The 21,382-nt window shown below is 64.3% G+C and carries 18 protein-coding genes; 10 read left to right on the top strand and 8 right to left on the bottom strand.

Annotated features, from left to right (window positions below):
• Positions 1-53: 53 nt before the first annotated feature.
• The gene (locus tag AC04SF_RS19865; protein WP_488479207.1) at positions 54-959 is read right to left on the bottom strand and encodes a LysR family transcriptional regulator; all 906 of its coding nucleotides are present in this window, start codon (positions 957-959) and stop codon (positions 54-56) included.
• 140 nt (positions 960-1,099) lie between these two features.
• Here AC04SF_RS19865 and AC04SF_RS19860 point away from each other — a divergent pair, with 140 nt between their 5' ends.
• Both AC04SF_RS19860 and AC04SF_RS19855 read left to right on the top strand, forming a co-directional pair.
• Entirely contained in the window at positions 1,100-2,281 is a 1,182-nt protein-coding gene (locus AC04SF_RS19860; protein ID WP_488479206.1) for an MFS transporter, read from the top strand.
• A gap of 59 nt (positions 2,282-2,340) precedes the next feature.
• On the top strand, positions 2,341-3,375 hold the full coding sequence (locus AC04SF_RS19855; RefSeq protein WP_488479205.1) for an aldo/keto reductase: 1,035 nt from the start codon (positions 2,341-2,343) through the stop codon (positions 3,373-3,375).
• 160 nt (positions 3,376-3,535) lie between these two features.
• Here AC04SF_RS19855 and AC04SF_RS19850 read toward each other — a convergent pair whose 3' ends face one another.
• Entirely contained in the window at positions 3,536-3,808 is a 273-nt protein-coding gene (locus tag AC04SF_RS19850; RefSeq protein WP_096458115.1) for an usg protein, read from the bottom strand.
• Positions 3,809-4,111: 303 nt separating this feature from the next.
• On the opposite strand from AC04SF_RS19850, the gene acs reads away from it, so the two are divergent.
• The 3 genes from acs (at position 4,112) to AC04SF_RS19835 (ending at position 7,800) form a co-directional block, all read left to right on the top strand.
• Positions 4,112-6,067 carry an acetate--CoA ligase gene (acs, locus tag AC04SF_RS19845; protein ID WP_488479204.1) on the top strand — a complete coding sequence of 652 codons (1,956 nt, stop codon included), beginning with the start codon at positions 4,112-4,114 and terminating at the stop codon, positions 6,065-6,067.
• A complete protein-coding gene (locus AC04SF_RS19840; protein WP_488479203.1) occupies positions 6,067-6,816 on the top strand; it encodes an MOSC domain-containing protein in 750 nt (249 codons plus the stop codon). The genes acs and AC04SF_RS19840 overlap by 1 nt, the downstream gene beginning before the upstream one ends.
• Before the next feature lie 165 nt (positions 6,817-6,981).
• The gene (locus tag AC04SF_RS19835; protein WP_488479202.1) at positions 6,982-7,800 is read left to right on the top strand and encodes a sugar phosphate isomerase/epimerase family protein; all 819 of its coding nucleotides are present in this window, start codon (positions 6,982-6,984) and stop codon (positions 7,798-7,800) included.
• Positions 7,801-7,815: 15 nt separating this feature from the next.
• Here AC04SF_RS19835 and AC04SF_RS19830 read toward each other — a convergent pair whose 3' ends face one another.
• The 3 genes from AC04SF_RS19830 to AC04SF_RS19820 all read right to left on the bottom strand — a co-directional run bounded on the left by AC04SF_RS19830 (position 7,816) and on the right by AC04SF_RS19820 (position 12,083).
• Positions 7,816-9,078: a class I SAM-dependent methyltransferase gene (locus AC04SF_RS19830; protein WP_488479201.1), complete on the bottom strand. Its 1,263-nt coding sequence runs from the start codon at positions 9,076-9,078 to the stop codon at positions 7,816-7,818.
• A 397-nt stretch (positions 9,079-9,475) separates the two neighbouring features.
• Positions 9,476-10,900, bottom strand: coding sequence for a pilus assembly protein TadG-related protein (locus AC04SF_RS19825; protein ID WP_488479200.1), 1,425 nt, complete (start codon positions 10,898-10,900; stop codon positions 9,476-9,478).
• A 313-nt stretch (positions 10,901-11,213) separates the two neighbouring features.
• Positions 11,214-12,083: a transglutaminase-like domain-containing protein gene (locus AC04SF_RS19820; protein ID WP_488479199.1), complete on the bottom strand. Its 870-nt coding sequence runs from the start codon at positions 12,081-12,083 to the stop codon at positions 11,214-11,216.
• Positions 12,084-12,252: 169 nt separating this feature from the next.
• On the opposite strand from AC04SF_RS19820, the gene AC04SF_RS19815 reads away from it, so the two are divergent.
• The gene (locus tag AC04SF_RS19815; protein ID WP_488479198.1) at positions 12,253-12,918 is read left to right on the top strand and encodes an HAD-IA family hydrolase; all 666 of its coding nucleotides are present in this window, start codon (positions 12,253-12,255) and stop codon (positions 12,916-12,918) included.
• 60 nt (positions 12,919-12,978) lie between these two features.
• On the opposite strand, the gene AC04SF_RS19810 is transcribed toward AC04SF_RS19815, so the two are convergent.
• Entirely contained in the window at positions 12,979-13,200 is a 222-nt protein-coding gene (locus tag AC04SF_RS19810) for a DUF1674 domain-containing protein (protein ID WP_488479197.1), read from the bottom strand.
• A gap of 105 nt (positions 13,201-13,305) precedes the next feature.
• Here AC04SF_RS19810 and htpX point away from each other — a divergent pair, with 105 nt between their 5' ends.
• From htpX to AC04SF_RS19795, 3 genes are all read left to right on the top strand, one after another.
• Entirely contained in the window at positions 13,306-14,325 is a 1,020-nt protein-coding gene (gene htpX / locus AC04SF_RS19805) for a zinc metalloprotease HtpX (protein WP_488479196.1), read from the top strand.
• Positions 14,316-15,704 (top strand): RsmB/NOP family class I SAM-dependent RNA methyltransferase, encoded by a 1,389-nt coding sequence (locus AC04SF_RS19800; RefSeq protein ID WP_488479452.1) that lies wholly within the window; start codon positions 14,316-14,318, stop codon positions 15,702-15,704. Before htpX ends, AC04SF_RS19800 begins: the two co-directional genes overlap by 10 nt.
• Before the next feature lie 136 nt (positions 15,705-15,840).
• A complete protein-coding gene (locus AC04SF_RS19795) occupies positions 15,841-17,565 on the top strand; it encodes a heparinase II/III family protein (protein WP_488479195.1) in 1,725 nt (574 codons plus the stop codon).
• Between the two features lie 27 nt (positions 17,566-17,592).
• Here AC04SF_RS19795 and AC04SF_RS19790 read toward each other — a convergent pair whose 3' ends face one another.
• Positions 17,593-17,901 carry a putative quinol monooxygenase gene (locus tag AC04SF_RS19790; protein ID WP_488479194.1) on the bottom strand — a complete coding sequence of 103 codons (309 nt, stop codon included), beginning with the start codon at positions 17,899-17,901 and terminating at the stop codon, positions 17,593-17,595.
• Positions 17,902-18,052: 151 nt separating this feature from the next.
• Between AC04SF_RS19790 and purH the strand changes: the two genes are divergently transcribed.
• Entirely contained in the window at positions 18,053-19,669 is a 1,617-nt protein-coding gene (gene purH / locus AC04SF_RS19785) for a bifunctional phosphoribosylaminoimidazolecarboxamide formyltransferase/IMP cyclohydrolase (RefSeq protein ID WP_488479193.1), read from the top strand.
• 131 nt (positions 19,670-19,800) lie between these two features.
• On the opposite strand, the gene AC04SF_RS19780 is transcribed toward purH, so the two are convergent.
• Positions 19,801-21,177 (bottom strand): MFS transporter, encoded by a 1,377-nt coding sequence (locus AC04SF_RS19780; RefSeq protein WP_488479192.1) that lies wholly within the window; start codon positions 21,175-21,177, stop codon positions 19,801-19,803.
• Positions 21,178-21,382 lie beyond the last annotated feature (205 nt).

Here is a 21,382-nt window from a genome sequence, read left to right as displayed (position 1 = left end):
TCCATATCCTGCCCCTGCTGGGCTGTCGAACGGACCTTGAAAACCGCGCTTCGTCAGAGCCGCACGGTCTCGGCCAGGAAATCGAGAAAGGCCCGGACCCGCGCCGGTAGGTGGCGGCCCTGGCCGACATAGACGGCGTGCGTCGCCTCCTCGTCGCCCGGATTGAAATCCTCCAGCAGCGCCACCATCCGTCCGGCAGCGATATCGGCCGCGACGTGCCAGCGCGCCAGCCGGGAGATGCCGGCTCCGGCCAGCGTCATCAGCCGCATCGCCTCACCGTCACTGACCAGCGCATTGCCGGTGATCGGGACCATGACCGCGCGGCCCTCCGCGTCGAGGAACGGCCAGCCATCGATATGCCTGACGAAGCCGAAGCCCATGCGGTTGTGGCTGTCGAGATCGGCCGGCGTCAGCGGCGTGCCATGCGCGTCAAGGTAGGACGGTGCCGCAACCACCACAACCGGGCTTTGCCCGAGTTTGCGCGCCACCAGCCGTGATTCGCCAAGCGGCCCGGCGCGGATGGCGATGTCGGCGCGTTCGGCCATCAGGTCGATGACGCTGTCGGTCAGCACCAGATCGACCGATATTTCCGGGTAGCGCTCAAGGAAGCGCGGCAAAAGTGGGATCAGCCGGTGCACCCCGAACGGCACGTAGCTGTTGACGCGCAGCCGTCCGCGCGGCGCGGCCCCCGCCGCCGCCTCGCGCTCGGCAGCCGCCATGTCGGCCAGGATGCGCAGCCCGCTCTCGTAGAAGGCGGTTCCCTCGGGCGTCAGCTGCAGCTTGCGTGTCGAGCGGCTGACCAGCCGCGCGCCAAGCCGGGCTTCCAGCCGCGCGATCAGCTTGCTCACCGCCGACGGCGTCATGCGCAATGCGCGTGCCGCAGCCGAGAAGCTGCCCGCTTCGACGACACGCACGAAAACTTCGATCTCGCCGGAGCGGTTAATATCGGGTCTGGCCATCTGTGAATCTATTTCACAGAAAATATGCCTTGATCAAGTCTGGTTCACAGTGCGTGGCGACACGATCTTCCCGGTCGGGGCGCGGGTTTGGACAAGGCGCTCGTCGCCTTAACGGCCCGTCTTGGAAGTGGAAAACCGCCATGCCTCTTGCTCTCTATGCCCTCGCTGCCGGCGCCTTCGGCATCGGTGTCACCGAATTCGTCATCATGGGTCTTTTGCTCGACGTCAGCAAAGACCTCGGCGTCTCGATCTCGGCCGCCGGCCAGCTCATTTCGGGCTATGCGCTGGGCGTCGTCATCGGCGCGCCGCTGCTCACCATCGCCACCGGCAACTGGCCGCGCAAGACCGTGCTTCTGGCGCTGATGGCAATCTTCACCATTGGCAATCTCGCCTGTGCGCTGGCGCCCGACTATTGGACGCTGATGGGCGCTCGCATCATCACTGCCTTTGCCCATGGCACCTTCTTCGGCGTCGGCTCGGTGGTCGCCACCGGTCTGGTCGCGCCCAACAAGAAGGCCTCGGCGATCGCGCTGATGTTTACCGGGCTCACCATCGCCAACATCCTCGGTGTGCCTTTCGGCACCTGGCTCGGCCAGGCCTTCGGCTGGCGCGCGACCTTCTGGGCCGTGACCGCGGTCGGCCTCGCGGCCTTCGCCGTCATCCTGGCCCTGGTGCCCCGCAGCCAGGCAGCACCCGAGAAGAGCGACCTGCGCGCCGATCTTGCCGTACTGCGCCGCACGCCGGTTCTGCTCGGCCTCGCCACCACCGTGCTCGGCTACGCCGGCGTCTTCGCTGTCTTCACTTACATCGCCCCGCTGCTGACCGAGATTAGCGGCTTCAAGGAAGCCGCCGTGTCGCCGATCCTGCTCGTCTTCGGCGGCGGTCTCATCGCCGGCAATCTCGCCGGCGGCAAGGTCGCCGACCGCTGGCTGGTGCCGGCGGTGCTGGGCAGCCTCGTGGTGCTGGCCGTGGTGCTCGCGACCATGAGCTTTGCCATCCACAGCCAGGTGATGGCCGTGATCTATGTCGGCCTGCTCGGCGCCGCTGCCTTCGCCACCGTGGCGCCGCTGCAGATGTGGGTGCTGGACAAGGCGCAAGGTGCCGGCCAAAGCCTCGCCTCGTCCTTCAACATCGCCGCCTTCAATCTCGGCAACGCCGCCGGCGCCTGGCTTGGCGGCGCGGTCATCGCCCATGGCATGGGGCTGGGTTCGCTCACCTGGGTCGCCGCTCTGCTGCCGGTCGCGGCGCTTGGCGTCGCCGGGCTGGCCCTGCGCCTCGACCGCACCAACGCGCTCGGTGCGCCGGTCTCCGTTCGGTCCTGACGCTCGTCGGCGGACCGGATTTTTTCGAAACCTCTTTCCAAACCACCAGGAGTAAGAAAATGGACTATCGACGTCTCGGCGCATCGGGCCTGAAGGTCCCTGCACTTTCCTTCGGCGCCGGAACCTTCGGCGGTTCCGGCCCGCTGTTCGGCGCCTGGGGCAACAGCGACGCCAAGGAAGCGCGGCGGCTGGTCGACATCTGCCTGGAGGCTGGCGTCAATCTGTTCGATACCGCCGACGTCTATTCGAACGGCGCCTCGGAAGAGGTGCTCGGCGAAGCCATCAAGGGCCGGCGGGACGCCGTGCTGATCTCGACCAAGACGTCCTTGCCGATGGGCGACGGGCCGGCCGACTACGGCTCTTCCCGCTCGCGGCTGATCAAGTCCGTGGACGCCGCGCTGAAGCGCCTCGGCACCGACTACATCGACCTGTTGCAACTGCACGCCTTCGATGCCGGGACGCCGATTGAAGAAGTCCTGTCGACGCTGGACGATCTCGTGCGCACCGGCAAGCTGCGCTATGTCGGCGTCTCCAATTTTTCAGGCTGGCAAGTGATGAAGTCGCTGGTGGAGGCCGACAAGCATGGCTACCCGCGCTACGCCGCGCATCAGGTCTATTATTCACTGGTCGGCCGCGACTATGAGTGGGAGCTAATGCCGCTCGGCCTCGACCAGGGCGTCGGCGCGCTGGTGTGGAGCCCGCTCGGCTGGGGGCGGCTGACCGGAAAGATCCGCCGTGGCCAGAAGCTGCCGGAAAAGAGCCGGCTGCATGACACGGCTGATTTCGGTCCGCCGGTCGCGGACGAACATCTCTACCGGGTGATGGATGCGCTGGACGCGGTGGCTGATGAAACCGGCAAGACCGTGCCGCAGATCGCCATCAACTGGCTGCTGCAGCGCCCGACCGTTTCCTCCGTCATCATCGGCGCCCGCAACGAGGAACAGCTGAGGCAGAACCTCGGCGCCGTCGGCTGGTCGCTGACGCCGGAACAGATCAAAAAACTGGACGCAGCAAGCGAAGTGACAGCGCCCTACCCGTATTTTCCGTACCGCCGCCAGGAAGGTTTTGCCCGGCTGAACCCGCCGGCGGTGTGACCACCGCGCGCCAAAGTTAAGGCGTGTCGAGATTCAGGTCAGGCCGAGTCGAGAATGGTGGCTTCCGAGAACCGGAGCGGAGCGTACTTTTCGTACGTGAGCACCGGAAGCGCAGGAAGCCGCCATTCGCAGGCCGGCCTCACCTGAATATCGGCACGCCTTAGTGCAGCACGAACTCCCCATCCACCTTCCGCCACTCATTCGGCGCGATCAGTTTCTGGTGCGTGTAGACAACCGAGTGCAGCGGCCCGTCCAGCTTGGCCTTCCAGAATTCGATGAATTTGATCAGCACCGGAAACTGCGGGGCGATGTCGTAGTCCTGCCAGATGAAGCTCTGCAGGAGGTGCGGGTGGTCGGGGAAGTGATAGAGAATCTTGGCCGTGGTTAGGCCATAACCCCTAAGCATCAGGTCCATTTCGGCATGGTCGCGCATTGCGGTCCCCAGGTTGATTAACCTCGCCTCCCAACGCAACATTGTGCGCGCCGTTGCTTAACTGTCTATTGATTTTTCCTGATCGAAACAGGGTTTTCGACGCGAAAACATACAGTTAGCAGCGACCCAACCCGAGTGCTGACAACGTATGGCGATGCCCCTGCGGCATCCCGCCGCGCGAATCCAACGTCTAATGTTGCCGTCACGGCGGAACTGGTAATAATGCCGCCGAATTCGCGGCTGCTTCGCCGCGATCCCGCCGGCGTTTCAAGCCGGCGGATTGGTTCGGGAGGAAAACCAGAAATGTCCGAGGTTCATGTCCATCGCGTCCAGCCGGCGTGGAAGAAGAATGCGCTGATCGACAATGACACGTATCTCAAATGGTACGCCGACAGCATCAAGAGCCCGGACAAGTTCTGGGGCAAGCACGGCAAGCGCATCGACTGGTTCAAGCCCTTCAGCAAGGTCAAGAACACCTCCTTCGACGGCAAGGTCTCGATCAAATGGTTCGAGGACGGGCTGACCAATGTTTCCTACAATTGCATCGACCGCCACCTGAAGAAGCGCGGCGATCAGACCGCCATCATTTGGGAAGGCGACAACCCCTACGACGACAAGAAAATCACCTACAATGAGCTTTACGAGCATGTCTGCCGGCTCGCCAATGTGATGAAGAAGCACGGCGTCAAGAAGGGCGATCGCGTCACCATCTACATGCCGATGATCCCGGAAGCCGCCTATGCGATGCTGGCCTGCACGCGCATCGGCGCCATCCATTCGATCGTCTTCGGCGGCTTTTCGCCGGATGCGCTCGCCGGCCGCATCGTCGACTGCGAATCGACCTTCGTCATCACCGCCGATGAGGGCCTGCGCGGCGGCAAGTCCATCCCGCTGAAGGAGAACACCGACAAGGCCATCGACATCGCCGCGAAGAACTTCGTCATGGTGAAGAATGTCCTCGTCGTGCGCCGCACCGGCGGCAAGATCGGCTGGGCGCCCGGCCGCGACGTCTGGTATCACGACGAAGTCGCGACGGTGAAGGCGGAGTGCAAACCCGAGAAGATGAAGGCGGAAGACCCGCTGTTCATCCTCTACACCTCGGGCTCGACCGGCAAGCCGAAAGGCGTGCTTCACACCACCGCCGGCTATCTCGTCTATGCCTCGATGACGCACCAATATGTCTTCGACTACCATGAAGGCGACATCTACTGGTGCACCGCCGATGTCGGCTGGGTGACCGGCCACAGCTATATCGTCTATGGTCCGCTCGCCAACGGCGCCACCACGCTGATGTTCGAGGGCGTGCCGAACTACCCGTCGCAGTCGCGCTTCTGGGAAGTCATCGACAAGCACAAGGTCAACATCTTCTATACCGCGCCGACCGCGCTGCGCGCGCTGATGGGCGCCGGCAACGACCCGGTGAAGAAGACCTCGCGCAAATCGCTGCGCGTGCTGGGTTCGGTCGGCGAGCCGATCAATCCGGAAGCCTGGGAGTGGTATTTCAGCGTCGTCGGCAACGGCAAGGTGCCGATCGTCGACACATGGTGGCAGACCGAGACCGGCGGCATTCTGATCACCCCGCTGCCGGGCGCCACCGACCTCAAGGCAGGCTCCGCGACGCGGCCCTTCTTCGGCGTCAAGCCGCAGCTGGTCGACGGCGAAGGCAAGGTGCTGGAAGGGGCCGCCGACGGCAACCTCTGCATCACCGATTCCTGGCCGGGCCAGATGCGCACGGTCTATGGCGATCACGACCGCTTCGTGCAGACCTATTTCTCCACCTACAAGGGCAAGTACTTCACCGGTGACGGCTGCCGCCGCGACGCCGACGGCTATTACTGGATCACCGGCCGCGTCGACGACGTCATCAACGTCTCCGGCCATCGCATGGGCACGGCCGAAGTCGAATCGGCGCTGGTCAGCCACGACAAGGTCTCGGAGGCCGCCGTCGTCGGCTATCCCCACGACATCAAGGGCCAGGGCATCTACAGCTACGTCACCCTGATGAAGGGGGTGGAGCCCACCGAGGAGTTGCGCAAGGAACTCATCGCCCATGTTCGCAAGGAGATCGGCGCCATCGCTTCGCCCGACAAGATCCAGTTCTCCCCCAGCCTGCCCAAGACGCGCTCGGGCAAGATCATGCGCCGCATCCTGCGCAAGATCGCCGAGGACGATTTTGCCGCCCTCGGCGACACCTCGACGCTCGCCGATCCGGCCGTCGTCGACGACCTTATCGCCAACCGGCAGAACAAGAAGGACTGATGGCAGGCGAAGCTGCATTGGGCTCTGTCAGCCAGCTCTGGCGCTATCCCGCGAGTTCGCTCGCCGGCGAGCGCCAGGACGCCATCCTGGTCGGACCCGCAGGCATGGCAGGCGACCGCATGTTCGGCCTCGTCGATAGCTCGGACAACGAGATCGCCCGGCCCGATCGCGAGGCGAAATGGCACAAAGTGCCGCGCATCCGCACCCGGCTGACCAATGATCGCGACCTGGAGGTCGCCGTCCCTGACGGCGACTGGCTGAGCGCGCCCGGCGCCGAATGCGACCGCGCCATTTCGGCCTATCTCGGCTTCGCCGCCTCGATCCGACCGTTCGGTCGGGAGAATGCACCGCCGGCCTATGCCGGTCCGGTCACCGCGGCCCGCTATAGCAAGGCACCGGTCCACCTTTTGACCACGGCTTCGCTGGCGCGGCTGACGGCGCTGCATCCGGAAGGTGCGGCCGACCCGCGCCGCTTCCGCCCCAACATCGTCGTCGACATGGCGGCGGTGGAAGGCTCGTTCCCTGAAACGGAATGGATCGACCGCAAGCTCGCCATCGGCGACTTGCTCCTGACGATTTCCGAACCATGCCGCCGCTGCGGCTTCACCATCATCGCCCAGGACGGCTTCGACACCGATCCGGCGATCCTGCGCAACCTGGTCCGCCACAACGCCCACAACCTTGGCGTCTATTGCACGGTCGACCAGCCGGCCCGCGTCGAGGTCGGCGCACCGATGCGCTTCGTCTAAATCATACCGCCAACGCCGCGCCATATAGCGACGTATGATCCCTGCACCTCCCTGCAAGCTTGGTGCAGCGTGTAATACGCCTGACAGAAAACGGCGTCATACAGCCCCCCGGGCGCGATCCGTCCTGCTGCCCGACATCTTGAAATCTCACCGATCGGAGTCCCGATGACCCCTCTGCCCATTCTCGGCGCCGCCATGACGCTTGACGACCTCGAAATCCATCGCGACTGGCTCTTCGAAAAACAGCGTGACCTTGAATTGCAGAGCTTTGCCGAGGCCAGTGTTCTCAACGGCGACTGGGCACCGCTCGCCGAGCGAGCCAGAGAACTTCTTGACGGCCATCAGGGACGGCTTGGAATTCACGGACCTTTCTGGGGCTTCACCATTGCCTCGCAGGACCCCGATATTCGCGATGTCGTCAGCAAGCGTCTGGTCCAGGGCATCGAGGTCTGCGCCGCCATCGGTGCGACGCAGATGGTTGTTCACAGCCCCTATACGACCTGGTCCTATAACAATCTCGACAACAATCCCGGCGAGCGCGAGAAAATCATCGACTATTGCCAGCTCACTCTACGTGATGCCGTCAGGCGGGCCGAGGACATCGGCTGCACGATGGTTCTGGAGAACATCGAGGACAAGGACCCGCATATCCGCGTGGTATTGGCCGACAGCTTCAACTCCCCGGCGGTCGCCGTCTCGATCGACACTGGCCATGCCTATTATGCCCATGGTTCGACCGGTGCGCCGCCGGTCGATTACTATGTGCATGCCGCCGGCAACCGCCTGCGTCACGTCCATTTGCAGGATGCCGACGGCCATGCCGATCGTCACTGGAGCCTCGGCGAAGGCACGCTTCCATGGCGCTCGGTCTTTGCCGCGTTGGCGAAGCTCGAAAGCAGTCCGCGCCTCATCATCGAGATCAGGGACAAGTCCAAGATCCCGGCCTCGGCGGCCTACATCGCCTCACTTGGCATCGCCGAGTAAGGCGCGAACTCCCGGCTACCGATAAAGGTCGGCCCGTGTCGGCGGCAGGCCGCTCGGCCCCCGCGCGCGCTTGGTGACGACGGTCTGGAAAATCTGCGCCGAGCCGCGATCGAAGGTGATCGAACAGCCGGTGAGGTAAAGCAGCCACAGCCGAGCCTTGGGCTCGCCGACCTCGGCGATCGCCTCTTCGAAACGCGCCTGCAGGCGCTCGGCCCACAGCCTGCAGGTGCGGGCATAGTGCTCGCGCAGATTCTCGACATCGGCAACGAGGAAGCCGTGCGCCTCGAGATTGCCGAGCGTCATGCCGATCGTGTCGACCTCGCCGCCGGGGAAGATGTATTTAATGAGCGCCTTGTACTCCGCGCCCTTGCGCAAAGTCTTGCGCGTGCCACCCTTGCCGCGCCTTGTGATGGCGTGGTGCAGATAGATGCCGCCCGGCTTCAGCAGGCGATGGACGGACGAGAAATAGGTGGCGTGGTTGGCGAGACCGACGGCCTCGAACATGCCGATCGACGAGATCTTGTCATAGCTGCCGTCGAGCTCGGTGTAGGATTTTATGTCGATGGTGATCCTGTCCTCCAGCCCCTCGGCGCGGATGCGCTCGCGTGCCAGCCGGGTCTGTTCCTCCGACAGCGAGACACCGTGGCCGATGGCGCCATAGTGCTTGGCGGCATGGATCAGCATGGCGCCCCAGCCGCAGCCTATGTCGAGCAGCCGGTCGCCCGGCTTCAGCCTGAGCTTGCGGCAGATATGGTCGAGCTTGTCCTTCTGCGCCTGGTCGATGCCGTTGGCGAAATCAGTGAAGTAGGCGCAGGTGTAGACCATGCGCTCGTCGAGGAAGAGGCGGTAGAAGGCGTTCGAAATGTCGTAGTGATGTTCGATCGCCTGCTTGTTCGACCCGCTGACGAAGGGATTGCGTCCGGCCAGATCGGCCCGTTTCGTCATCTGTTTGCGCGAGAACAGGACGGCGGGCAGGTCGCGCAGGATCGCCAGTTTCGGCAACGCCTTCAGTCTCAGCTTTCCCTTGGACGGCAAGGCGTAAAGATCGAACAGCGATCCGTCTTCCACGTCGATCGTCCGGGAAATCCACATCTCCAGCAGCGTCGTGAAATTCGGCCGGCGGGCCAGCTGCCAGACAATGTCCTGATCGTTGATGGCAAGCACCGGACCGCCGGCGGGACCGATCCGCTCACCGGTCCACAGCTTGACGGCAAAACCCGGTTTCAGCGCCTCGATCACGGTGCGAACGATGCGCGCGGCTCTCTCGGTGGCGTCCATGGTCCCTCCCGTGACCCGATAACGCCATGTTGTCCGTTTGGGCCTTGGATCGCAAGCCGAAGCACGCGGATCTGGCTGGGCGCCATTTTATGGCGGGGCGCCTTTTTATGCATGGCACTTGTCATTTGCTGCAACGCACCCCATCATGTCTGTGTGTTCAACAAATCGAAAGGAGGTGATCCGATGTCGAGTGATTTCGTTTTCCAGAACGTGGCCTCAGCGGATTGCACTTTCGGGAAGCAGTCTTCCCGTTAAGGCGCGAGATGCGCGGCAGGTAACCCGAAGGGGTTGCCGCCACAGGCCGCGCCATGGACGGAAACACGGAAGGCCGCCGGCTTCGAAAGAAGCGGCGGCCTTTTCCTTTGGCCATTGCGAAAGACCAGCTGGTGTTCAAAATTCACTTGGCGATGGTCAGCCGCTCGATGTTCTGCACGATGGCATTGAACGCGTCGTTCAACTCGGAACCCGTGGCCGCCTCGTAATAGTGCTTTAGCGTGGACGTGTCCGCGGTCGAGCAATCCTGGAGCACGCTCTTCGCCTGATCCCGTTCGGTCGAAGTCATAGACGGATCGTCGAGGTCGAAGCCGATGGTGAAGATCTCGATGCCGTCGCGCTTCATGCTGTCGCAGATGTTTTCGGCATTGCTTCGCGACATCTGGCCTGCATTCTGCGATCTGGGCGCGCCGCGTCCGCCGGCAAAGGCCGTGTTGAACTGGCCGTCCGTCATCAGGATGGCGACCTTGCCGACTTTCCTACTGTCAAAATTGGCGGGGCCGGCACCCAGCCTGGCGTCGACGATCGTCGAGCGCCAGTTGGGTGAAAGCATGTAGTAGCCCCATTGCACGGCAATGCCGCCTGCGGTCACGCCACCCGCCTTGAAACTCGCAATGGTGTTCAGCAATTTCTGCTTGTCGGCTGAGAGCGGAATGAGCTCCGGCTTCGGACAGCTTCCCATACGATCGTCACGATTGATCTTGGCGAGATAGGTCTTGCCCTGGTTGTTCAGGCGCGGCGCCGACGGCCCGTCGGACGAATAATCGGCATAGCCATCCTTGTCCTTGCGCTCTGTGGCACAATTGTCGGGCCGCGTGGGCACGGATGAGTCCACCTGGATCGGCGTATCCACCGGTGGCGGCAGATTCGAGCCTCCCGGCTGCTCAACGAAAACGCTGTCCGCGAGGCCGCCTGCATTCACCGCCTCGGCATAGGGAACAATGGCCACGCGCACGCGCGGATTCTTTGGATCGATGTTGTTGTCCAGCAGGTCCTCGACAGCCGCCGAAGCGGCCGTTTGCAGGTCACCGATTTTGTCGGTCTTGGCCCACCAGTTGGCGGCCATCGATCCGGTCACATCGAGCATCATCGCCACTTCGATGGTCTTGTCCGAATAAAGCGATGTTGTCGACGCGGTGACGCGCTTCGTGTCGCCCATGCCGAAGACCGGGAAGAACACGGCGACATCGACATGGACGTCCGCCTGCACCGTGTTGGCGGTCCTGTCGACAACAAGCTTGTCGAGCACGATCTGGTCGGGTTGCAGAATGCCCGCCGTGCTGTTGGCCACGAGAAAGTTCTGCACAGCCTTGCTGGCATCGGCTTCCTTGATGACCCCGGTCGTCAGGTCGCGCGCCGTCGATGTCACCGCGGCGTCGACGACGCCCTGCAGGCTCGATTTGGCGTTGTAGAGCTGCGAGATGTTGACCGAGAAGCCGGCGGCCAGCGCCAAGACCGAGGCAGCAAAGCCGAACAGGATTGTGAAATTTCCACCGCTGTGTCTGGCGAACCCGCCGACCGCGTGAACAAGACCCCCGTAATTTCGCATCCAACAGCCTCCGCATGCCTCGGCCTCGTCGCCGCAGTGAGGGCAATGCAGGATTCCAGCCGGAAGCCGCTCGTCGGGCGCCGGAACTAAGCCATAGACAATCAACCTGTTGTTTTTGTTGGATTTCGCTCTTTACAAAGGTGAATGACCGGTAAACGGGAGAACGCGGTTTCTGCGGCGTTTACGGATCGCTTACCATGCTCGTATCGAGGCGATGGCGGAATGCTCCATAACGTCCTGTTGCGGCACAGGCCTTCTGTGCCGAAGCGGGCCAACCGTCCCGAGGTTGTGAAACACAAAACGGTACGAAGGACTAAGCGAGCATCTGTGCGCTGACCGTCCGGTCGATGCCGTGATGGGGCGGATTGAACAAATTGCCCTCCTGCTCATAGGTCCACACCTTGAACAGGCTGAGCCGGTGCGGGCCGAAGCTGTGCAGCAAGGGCACGTCGGTGGCGTCGCGGCCGCGCGCGATGACGACGCGGCCGGTCCTCGGCCGGTTGTGGCGTGGATCGAACGTGTACCACTTGCCGTCGAGGAACACTTCCATCCAGGCCGAGAAGTCCATCGGCGCCGGATCGATCGGCACGCCGATGTCGCCGAGATAGCCGTTCACATAACGCGCCGGAATGTTCATGCAACGGCAGAGCGTGATCGCCAGATGGGCGAAGTCGCGGCAGACGCCGACCCGTTCCTCATGCGCCTGTGCCGCCGTGCGGGTCGAACGCGCATAGCCGTAGCCGAATGAGAGCCGGTTGTGGACATAGTCGACGATCGCCTGCACCCGCGCCCAGCCGGAGGGAAGATGACCAAACAACTGCCAGGCGAGATGGCTGAGATGATCGGTCTCGCAATAGCGACTGCCCAAGAGATAGCCGAGCACCTCGTCGGGCAATTCGGCTACCGGCATTTCCCGGGCCAGCGTGTTGACCTCGTCCGTCTCGCCACTGTCTTCGATCACTGCATCGTAGAGGATGCGAAAGGTGCCGGCCGGTGCGGTGAAGCGGCGGCAGCCATTGCCATGCAGATCCTGGTAGAGCCTGGTCGGCACCGAAGGCGATGTCAGCACCCGCGTCTGCCGCTTGATGTCGGCCTGCCTGTCCTTGTGGATCTCGAGCAGCGAAATCACCGGAGTGGGCTCGGCGCATTCAATGGAGATTTCGTAGCCGAGCCGGATCAGCATCGCAGGTCCCCTTCGATCGTCATGGAAAACAATGCCGTTGAAACGCCGCAAGCTGGCTGTGGTTCCCTGGATCGCCCGCAAAATACGCCCGCGTGCCTTTCCATGGCCGTACCTTGACGTTACGGTTGCACCCTCCCTCGACACACTCTCCCGGACTTCAAGGAAAATCATGTTTGCTGGCAGAAAATTCGCCGCCTTTCTCTTCGATATGGACGGCACCCTCATCAATTCCATCGCCTCGGCGGAGCGGGTGTGGAGCGACTGGGCGCGCCGCCATGGCCTCGACGTCGCCGCCTTCCTGCCGACAATCCACGGTGTGCGGGCGATCGAGACCATCACCAACCTTGCCCTTCCAGGCGTCGACCCGGCGCATGAGGCGGACCTGCTGCTGCAGGCCGAGGCCGCCGATCTGGAGGGCATTATCCCGATCGCCGGGGCCGTGGCGTTTCTCAAGGCGTTGCCCGGTGAAAGCTGGGCGATCGTCACCTCGGCGCCGCGCTCCCTGGCGCTTGCACGCATGGAGGCTGCCGGCATTCCTGTCCCGGCGGTCATCGTTGCGGCGGAAGACGTTTCCCGTGGCAAGCCGGCCCCCGACTGCTTCCGGCTTGGCGCGCAACGGCTCGGCTTCGATGCGCGCGACTGCCTGGTGTTCGAGGATGCCCCGGCAGGCATCGCGGCGGCGGAGGCCGCCCAAGCCGCGGTCATGGTGATCAGCGCCACGCACTCGCACCCGCTGCCGACGCAGCATGCCGCGATCGCGGGCTACAACAATGTCGGCATCACCGTCGACGAGCGCGGCTGGCTGGCGCTTGAGGCGCAGCGCAGCGCTGCTTGAGGCACCGGAGCGCGGGCAACCACCGTTTGCAGGCCGGCATCGCCTGAATATCGGCACACTCTAAAAATCGCTGGTCAGGCCTTTGACTTCCCAGTCGCCGTAGCGGCCGGGTTCCTTGCCGCCGCGGCCGCCGATTTCCCGAGGCAGCGCGGCTTCCTTCTGGCGATAGTCTTGCCGCCGTGCCTCGGCTTCCGCCAGCGCGCGGCGGGCGGCGGGCGTCAGTTGTTTTGACGGCGCGCCGTCATCCCGGCCGGCGGGCGTTTTACTGGTTTCGTCGGTCATGCGATATTCCCCGAAGATTGAAACAGGGGCAGGCGTTTCCCATCATATAGCCATGAACCCAAGACGATCGACCCCTTTTTGCCACCGACACGACAGGAGCAGACGATGAACACCCTTCGCACCGCCATGCTTCTTGCGGCGATGACGGCGCTGTTCATGGGCGTCGGCTTTCTGATCGGCGGTTCGGGCGGCATGATGATCGCGCTGGTGATCGCCGCCGGCACCAATCTGTTCAGCTACTGGAACGCCGACAAGATGGTGCTGTCGATGAACCGCGCCGTCGAGGTCGACGAGAAGAACGCGCCTGAATATTACGCCATCGTCCAGGCACTGGCCAAGCAGGCCGGGCTGCCGATGCCGAAGACCTACCTGATCGACAATCCGCAGCCCAACGCCTTCGCCACCGGCCGCAACCCGCAGAACGCGGCGGTCGCCGCCTCCACCGGCCTGCTGCAGCGGCTGACCCATGAAGAGGTCGCGGCCGTGATGGCGCACGAGCTCGCGCATGTGCAGCATCGCGACACGCTGACCATGACCATCGTCGCCACCTTTGCCGGCGCCATCTCGATGCTGGGCAATTTCGCCTTCTTCCTCGGCGGCAACCGCGACAACAACCCGTTCGGCTTTGTCGGCGTGCTGGCCGCGATGATCGTGGCGCCTTTTGCCGCCATGATCGTGCAGATGGCGGTCAGCCGCACCCGCGAATACGAGGCCGACCGGCGTGGCGCCGAAATCTGTGGACACCCGCTGTGGCTGGCATCGGCGCTTGACAAGATCGCCCGTGGAGCAGAACGCATCCCCAACCCCGATGCGGAACGCAATCCGGCGATGGCGCATCTCTTCATCATCAATCCCCTGCACGGCGAGCGCATGGACAATCTGTTCTCCACCCATCCGAGCACCGACAACCGCATCGCCGCTTTGCAGGAAATGGCACGGCAGATGGCAGGCGGCAGCACCCAGGCCGCGCCGCGCCAGGCGCCGGCGCCCCGGCAGGCCGAGGAGCAACAGCCGTCCGGTCCGTGGGGTCAGGCGCCTCAAGCAGAACAGCCGGCGGAGCCGGCCGCGCCGAAGCCCAACCCATGGGGACGCAACCCGACCGGGCCTAAAGGCCGCTGGTCGTGAGCGTGGGAGCACCTCGGCGCACAGGCTCAGGCGATCAGGACCATAAAGACGGCGGCGAATTCGTCGCCGGCCTTGCTGCCCGCAAGGCAGCGGCGCGGCTGCTTGCCGCCGTCATCGACGCCAGGACGCCGCTCGACGGATTGACCGACCACGAAAACGGCCACCCGCAATACAAAGCGCTCGATTTGCGTGACCGCGGCCTGGTGCGTGCCATCCTGGTCACCGCGCTGCGCTTCCGCATGACCATTGCGGGGCTGCTGGCGCGACGCCTGGAAAAGCCCCTGCCGCCCAACGCCACCGCTTTGTCGCACATACTGCATGTAGCGGCGGCACAAATCCTGTTCCTCGACATTCCCGACAGCGCCGCTGTCGACCTCGCGGTGACGCACGCCAAGTCCGATCCACGCACACAGCGCTTTTCCGGCCTCGTCAACGGCGTGCTGCGCACCCTGGCACGTGCCAAGGACACTGAACTGCCGAAGGCTCTTGCCGCCACCGACGAAGCGCCAAAATGGTTTTCCGACCGGCTGAAAGCCTCCTATGGCCCTGATAAGGCCAGGCAGATTCTCGCAGCCCATCGCGTTGAGGCGCCGGTCGACTTCTCGGTCAAGGCCGATCCCGAACTCTGGGCCGGAAGGCTCGGCGGCATTGTCTTGCCCACCGGCACGGTGCGCGTGGAAAACCTTGCCGGGGCCGTCACCGAACTGCCCGGCTTCGCGGAAGGCGCTTGGTGGGTCCAGGATGCTGCCGCCAGTCTGCCGGCACGGCTGTTCGGCGATGTCAGGGGGTTGCGTGTCGCCGATCTCTGCGCCGCGCCTGGCGGCAAGACCGCCCAGCTGATCCTGGCCGGCGCCAGGGTCACCGCCGTCGACACCTCGAAGAACCGGCTGGCCCGGCTGACGCAGAATCTCGACCGCCTCGGCCTGTCGGCCGAAATCCTCCAGGCCGACCTCCTCAAATACGAGCCGGCGGAGCTGTTCGACGCCGTGCTGCTCGATGCGCCCTGCTCGTCGACCGGCACGGTGCGCCGGCACCCCGACGTGCCATGGACCAAGACGGCGGCCGATGTCGAAAAGCTCGCCGACCTGCAAGGGCGGTTGCTCGCCCGTGCCGTCACGCTGGTTAGGCCCGGCGGCCGGATCGTCTTTTCCAATTGTTCGCTCGACCCACTCGAAGGCGAAGACCTGCATCGTGCTTTTCTCAAGGACACAGCGGCGGTCGTCGACGATCCGCTGCAGCAGGGCGAGGTCGCTGGCGTCGATTCGTTCCTGACGGCGCAAGGCACGCTGCGCACCACGCCCGCCGATCTCGACCTCGGTGCCCCGGAGCGCTCGGGCCTTGACGGCTTCTTCGCCGCCCGCATGCGCCGAGCCGGCTAAGGAGTTAACCGGCAGAATTTGCTGACTTTTTTAGGGAGGGTATCGGGCACCGACCCCATTCCCAGGAATTCGCCTTCGCACGACTCGTTCAATCATGTAAACTCCGCACCGGGGTAGAGGACGACCAGGAGGGCTTTTGGCACTTGCTGCCGGCAACACGACGCGTCTGTGGACGCTGGTCGCGAAGGAGTTCTGGCGCAAGACGCGCCGGCGCCTGCGTGCCGGGCCGGTCTATCGCTGGCGCTATTCCGGCCGCACGCCCGAACGTGTCCTGATCGCGCCACCGGACCTGCGCCTCGCCGACCCGCAGATCGCGCTCGAGATCTATTACGGCCGCTATCCGCTGTCGGGGCATCTGGTCGAGACCGGCGGCAAGTCGCCTTTCCAGATCAACGTGCCCAATCATGGCTGGCAAAAGACGCTGCATGGTTTTCGCTGGCTGCGCCACATGCGCGCCGCCGGCACCGAGCTTGCCGCCGCCAATGCGCGTGCCCTGGTGTCCGACTGGATCGCCATGCATGGCAACAACATTGCCGGCATCGCCTGGGAGCCCGGGACGACGGCCAAGCGCATCATCGCCTGGCTGCAGCATTCCTCCGTCGTGCTGCAGGGCGCCGAGTTCCCCTTCTACCGCGCTTTCCTGAAATCGCTGGCCGTCCAGATCCGCTATCTCAGGTCGATGGCGCGTGAAATGCCCGACGGCAAGGACCGGCTGCGCGCCCGCATCGCGTTGGCCTTCGCAGCGCTGTCCCTGCCGGCGCCGGCTTCGGCGCTGCGTGGCGCCACCCGCAACCTCGCTGAGGAACTCAACCGCCAGATCCTTGCCGACGGCGGCCATATCTCGCGCAATCCGATGACGGTTCTGGAGATCCTCGCCGACCTTTTGCCGCTGCGCCAGACCTACGCCAACCAGGCGGAGGCCCCACCGCAGGCACTGATCGGCGCCATCGACCGCATGCTGCCGGCGCTGCGCTTCTTTCGCCACCAGGATGGCAGCCTCGCCCGCTTCAACGGCATGGGCGCCACCATCCATGACCGCATCGCCACCATATTGCGCCATGACGACACTGCCGGCGCGCCGCTGCTGCACGCGCCACATTCGGGCTATGAGCGGCTGTCGATGGGGGGCGTAACCGTCATCGCCGACACTGGCCTGCCGCCGCCGGTCGACGTGTCCAACGCCGCGCATGCCGGCTGCCTCGCCTTCGAACTGTCGTCGGGCCGCCAGCACTACATCGTCAATGCCGGCATCGACACCTATGGCGCCGCCGAGTTCCGGCCGCTGGCGCGCGCCACCGCCGCGCACTCGACCGCCACCATCAACGACACCTCGTCGGCGCGCTTCAGCCATTCGCTGCGCGTCAACGACCTGCTCGGTTCGCCGCTGATCGGCGGCCCGCAGAATGTGCAGTGCAAGCGCATCGACCAGAAGGGCGTCCAGGGTTTCATTGCCCGTCATGACGGCTATGTCCCGCGTTTCGGCTTCCTGCATGAGCGTGAGCTGAAGCTGTCTACGAATGGCAACGTGCTGGCCGGCAGGGACCGGTTTCAGCGCCCCGCCAATGCCGCGATCCGCAACAATGGCCGTGACTTCATCACCGTGCGCTTCCATGTCCATCCCGACATCAACCTTTTACAGGACGAGCACGACCGGCTGGTGCTGACCGCCGATCAGGCCGACAGCTGGGTATTCACCGCAAGCGAAGTGGTGCCCGAGGTCGAGGAATCGATCTATTTCGCCGGTCTTGGTGGACCGCGCCGAAGCCGGCAAATCGTGCTTGCCTTCAAGGCGTCCGACGTGTCTGAAGTCCACTGGCAGCTGACGCGAACCAGCATCGCCGGCTATCCGGAAAACAATTGATTTGCCGCGCGAGGGCGGCCGGCTCGCTCAATCCCGCTGCGGGATACCGAAGGCATCATAGGTGCTGAGCGTCGGCGGACCGGCGAAGGCGAAGCGGATCTTGTCGACCATCGCCGCCGCCTGACCGCTGCGGTCATAGCGCTCCGCGTCCTCGACAGTGCTCCATACGGTGATTGCCATGAACGCGTCGCGCGCCTGATGCTGCTGCAACAGTACGGCGCTGATGTTGCCGGTTGCGGCGCGGATAGCGGGGATCGCCTCGATTTCGTAGATCGCCCGCAACCGCTCCGTCGTATCCGGTAACGCCGTGAACTGGCCAATACGGACAAATGCCATCGGTGTTCCTCCATCGCGAGGAGATCAGCCTATACCCGAGGCCGGCAAATTGCATATCAAACCGCCGAATGGTGCACGACGCTTGATTTCCTGATGTCATGTGCTACGGGCGCGGGCATCCACCACACCAGCCGTGAAAGGCCGCCAGCCCATGGCCGTCGCCGCCAAGAACATTCCCGCACCGGATCTCGTTCCCGTACGCCGTGCCTTGCTTTCGGTTTTCGACAAGACCGGCCTCATCGACTTCGCCAGGGCATTGGCCGCGGCCGGTGTCGAGCTGGTCTCGACCGGCGGCACCGCCAAGGCTCTCGCCGAGGCAGGTCTGGCGGTGCGCGACGTCTCCGAGCTCACCGGCTTTCCCGAGATCATGGATGGCCGGGTCAAGACGCTGCATCCTTCCGTGCACGGCGCACTGCTTGGCGTGCGCGACGACCCCGAGCATGCGGCGGCAATGCGCAAACACCGCATCGAGCCGATCGATCTCCTCGTCTCCAATCTCTATCCGTTCGAGGAAGTCCGCCGCTCCGGCGCCGACTATGCATCGATCGTCGAGAACATCGACATTGGCGGCCCGGCGATGATCCGCGCCTCGGCCAAGAACCACGCCTACGTCGCCATCGTCACCGACCCAGGCGACTATGCCTCGGTGCTGAACGCACTGGAGATGAACATCGGCTCGCTGTCGCTGGATTTCCGCAAGAAGCTGGCAGCCAAGGCCTTTGCCCGCACCGCCAGCTATGACGCGGCGATCTCCGGCTGGTTCGCTGAGGCGCTGGAGATCGAGCATCCGACCTGGCGCGCCTTCGGCGGCAGGCTGGCCGAGGTGATGCGCTATGGCGAAAACCCGCACCAGGGCGCCGGCTTCTACGTCAATGGCGACAAGCGGCCGGGCGTCGCCACGGCGCGGCAATTGCAGGGCAAGCAGCTCTCCTACAACAACATCAACGACACCGACGCCGCCTTCGAACTGGCCGGCGAGTTCGATCCCAGCCGCTCCGCCGCTGTGGCGATCATCAAGCACGCCAACCCCTGTGGCGTCGCCGAGGGCGCCTCGCTGAAATTGGCCTATGCCAAGGCGCTGGCTTGCGACCCGGTCTCGGCCTTCGGCGGCATCGTCGCTGTGAATCGCACCCTTGACGCCGAAGCGGCGGAGGAAATTGTGAAGACCTTCACCGAGGTGATCATCGCGCCCGATGCGACAGACGAGGCGGCGGCGATCGTTGCCGCGAAGAAGAACCTGCGCCTGCTGGTCACCGGCGGCCTGCCGGATCCGCGCTCGCCCGGCACGACGGTCAAATCCGTTGCGGGCGGCCTGCTCGTCCAGGGCCGGGACAACGCCGTGGTCGACGACCTCGAACTGAAAGTGGTGACCAAGCGGGCGCCGACACCGGCGGAGATGGCCGATCTCAAATTCGCCTTCCGCGTTGCCAAGCACGTCAAGTCGAACGCCATCGTCTACGCCAAAGACGGCGCCACCGTGGGCATCGGCGCCGGCCAGATGAGCCGCGTCGATTCCTCCCGCATCGCCGCCCGCAAGGCGCTCGATGCGGCGGAAGCAGCAGGCATGGCCGAACCGCTGACCAAGGGCTCGGTCGTCGCCTCCGACGCCTTTTTCCCCTTCGCCGACGGCCTGCTTGCCGCGGTCGCAGCCGGCGCCACCGCCGTCATCCAGCCCGGCGGCTCGATGAACGACAAGGACGTCATTGCGGCGGCCGATGAACACGGTATTGCGATGGTGTTTACCGGGGTCAGGCATTTCCGGCACTGAGCGCGTTTACCCTCCCTCGATGGGGGGGTCGGTGCGCTCGCTTGCGAGCGCGCCGGGGTGGGGTGATGGCGCTGACCCCGCCCCGCTCCGCTTCGCGGATCGACCCTCCCCACAAGGGGGAAGGTAAGGCACTACTCCGCCGGCCGATCCGCCGGATACGGCGTCCTCACCAGGATCGCCATGCCGATGCCGAGGAACAGGATGATCACGGCCATGCCGAGCCGCGCCGAATCGCTGAGCGCGGTGATGGTCGCCACCAGGAACGGCGCCAGGAAGCTGGTTGCCCGGCCAGCCAGCGCGTAGATGCCGAAATAGCGGCCGGATTCCGCCGCCGTGACGCTGCGCGCCATGTAGGAACGCGACGACGCCTGTACCGGGCCGAAAGCCAGGCCGATCAGCAGGCCGTACAGGATGTAGGCCTTCTCGGCCGCCGTGCCGAACAGGCCGCCGGAATCGGCGGTCGAGAGCTGGATCAGGCCGAGCAGCGTGAAGCCCGGACCAGTCGAGACGACGCCGATTGTGGCGACCGACAGCATGACCAGCGCGATCATCACCACCGCCTTAGAGCCGAGCGCGGTGTCGAGCCGCGCCGCGATCCAGCAGCCGAAGATGGCAACGACATTGAGGATGATGCCGAACATGCCGATCTCGGTGATCGACCAGTGGAACATGCCGGCCGCGAAGGTGCCACCAAGCGCCAGCAGCGCATTGACGCCATCCTGGTAGATCATGCGGGCGACGAGAAAGCGGAAGATGCCACCGCGCTTGCGCACCTCGGCCAAAGTCGATTTCAGCTCCAACAGGCCCTCGCGCACCGCCGGCCCGATCGGAATGCCCTTGATGGCGTCGGGTGTGAACAGGAACATCGGCAGGATGAATAGGAAATACCAGCCGGCCGACAGCGGCCCGGTGGCGCGCGCATCCTCGCCCAGATACGGATCGAGCCCAAACAGCGGGGTAATGCCGATGATCGTCTTGCCGGTCTCCAGCGAGCCGGCGAGACAGGTGACGACGAAGATCAGCGCGATCATGCCACCGAGATAGCCGAGGCCCCAGGCCATGTTGGAGATGCGGCCGATCTCGCTCTTCGGCACCAGCCGCGGCATCATCGAATCGTTGAACACAGTGGAGAATTCCGCAGCCACCGACGCCAGCGAAAACAGTGCCACGATCAGGAACAGGTTCGAGCCGGGCGCGGCAAACCAGAGCAAGGCAAGGCTGGTGATCTTGATCGCGGCGAAGAAGGCAATCCACGGCTTGCGCGGCCCGGTCTGGTCGGCGATCGAGCCAAGGATCGGCGACAATATCGCGATGACCAGTCCGGCCGCGGCGATGCCATAACCCCAGACGGCCTGGCCGGTGTTGGGATCGCTCGCCATGCGCGAAACGAAATAGGGGCCGAAGATGAAGGTGGTGACGACCGTGAAGAACGGCTGCGCCGCCCAATCGAAGAACATCCATCCCCAGATGCCGCGCCCGGACGCCCGCTGCACTGCTACCTCGGCCATATACCCTCCACTCGCCTCATGTCGTTGGCGGCGCCATGTCTGCATGTTTTCCGATGGTCATGCAAACACAAGCGTCGTGCTGCCGTTCATTGGCTTGCACCACTTTCATTGCCGAGTGAACGGGAGCAAGAGAGCGCTAACCCCTACCTCCCCCTTGTGGGGACGTCGGACCGAAGATCCAGGTGGGGTCGGCGCCGCCCCCCAC

It is taken from the genome of Mesorhizobium sp. CNPSo 4671, from assembly GCF_057784245.1.
The sequence above is the reverse complement of the archived record's forward strand: the minus strand, read 5'-3'. Positions and strand labels throughout refer to the sequence as shown.

Coding starts and splice junctions, on each gene's coding strand:
- AC04SF_RS19865 (WP_488479207.1), bottom strand. CDS start 959: ATGGCCAGACCCGATATTAACCGCTCCGGCGAGATCGAAGTTTTCGTG.
- AC04SF_RS19780 (WP_488479192.1), bottom strand. CDS start 21,177: ATGGCCGAGGTAGCAGTGCAGCGGGCGTCCGGGCGCGGCATCTGGGGA.
- acs (WP_488479204.1), top strand. CDS start 4,112: ATGTCCGAGGTTCATGTCCATCGCGTCCAGCCGGCGTGGAAGAAGAAT.
- AC04SF_RS19830 (WP_488479201.1), bottom strand. CDS start 9,078: ATGGACGCCACCGAGAGAGCCGCGCGCATCGTTCGCACCGTGATCGAG.
- AC04SF_RS19815 (WP_488479198.1), top strand. CDS start 12,253: ATGTTTGCTGGCAGAAAATTCGCCGCCTTTCTCTTCGATATGGACGGC.
- AC04SF_RS19840 (WP_488479203.1), top strand. CDS start 6,067: ATGGCAGGCGAAGCTGCATTGGGCTCTGTCAGCCAGCTCTGGCGCTAT.
- AC04SF_RS19850 (WP_096458115.1), bottom strand. CDS start 3,808: ATGCGCGACCATGCCGAAATGGACCTGATGCTTAGGGGTTATGGCCTA.
- AC04SF_RS19825 (WP_488479200.1), bottom strand. CDS start 10,900: ATGCGAAATTACGGGGGTCTTGTTCACGCGGTCGGCGGGTTCGCCAGA.
- AC04SF_RS19820 (WP_488479199.1), bottom strand. CDS start 12,083: ATGCTGATCCGGCTCGGCTACGAAATCTCCATTGAATGCGCCGAGCCC.
- AC04SF_RS19790 (WP_488479194.1), bottom strand. CDS start 17,901: ATGGCATTTGTCCGTATTGGCCAGTTCACGGCGTTACCGGATACGACG.
- AC04SF_RS19835 (WP_488479202.1), top strand. CDS start 6,982: ATGACCCCTCTGCCCATTCTCGGCGCCGCCATGACGCTTGACGACCTC.
- AC04SF_RS19810 (WP_488479197.1), bottom strand. CDS start 13,200: ATGACCGACGAAACCAGTAAAACGCCCGCCGGCCGGGATGACGGCGCG.
- htpX (WP_488479196.1), top strand. CDS start 13,306: ATGAACACCCTTCGCACCGCCATGCTTCTTGCGGCGATGACGGCGCTG.
- purH (WP_488479193.1), top strand. CDS start 18,053: ATGGCCGTCGCCGCCAAGAACATTCCCGCACCGGATCTCGTTCCCGTA.
- AC04SF_RS19855 (WP_488479205.1), top strand. CDS start 2,341: ATGGACTATCGACGTCTCGGCGCATCGGGCCTGAAGGTCCCTGCACTT.
- AC04SF_RS19860 (WP_488479206.1), top strand. CDS start 1,100: ATGCCTCTTGCTCTCTATGCCCTCGCTGCCGGCGCCTTCGGCATCGGT.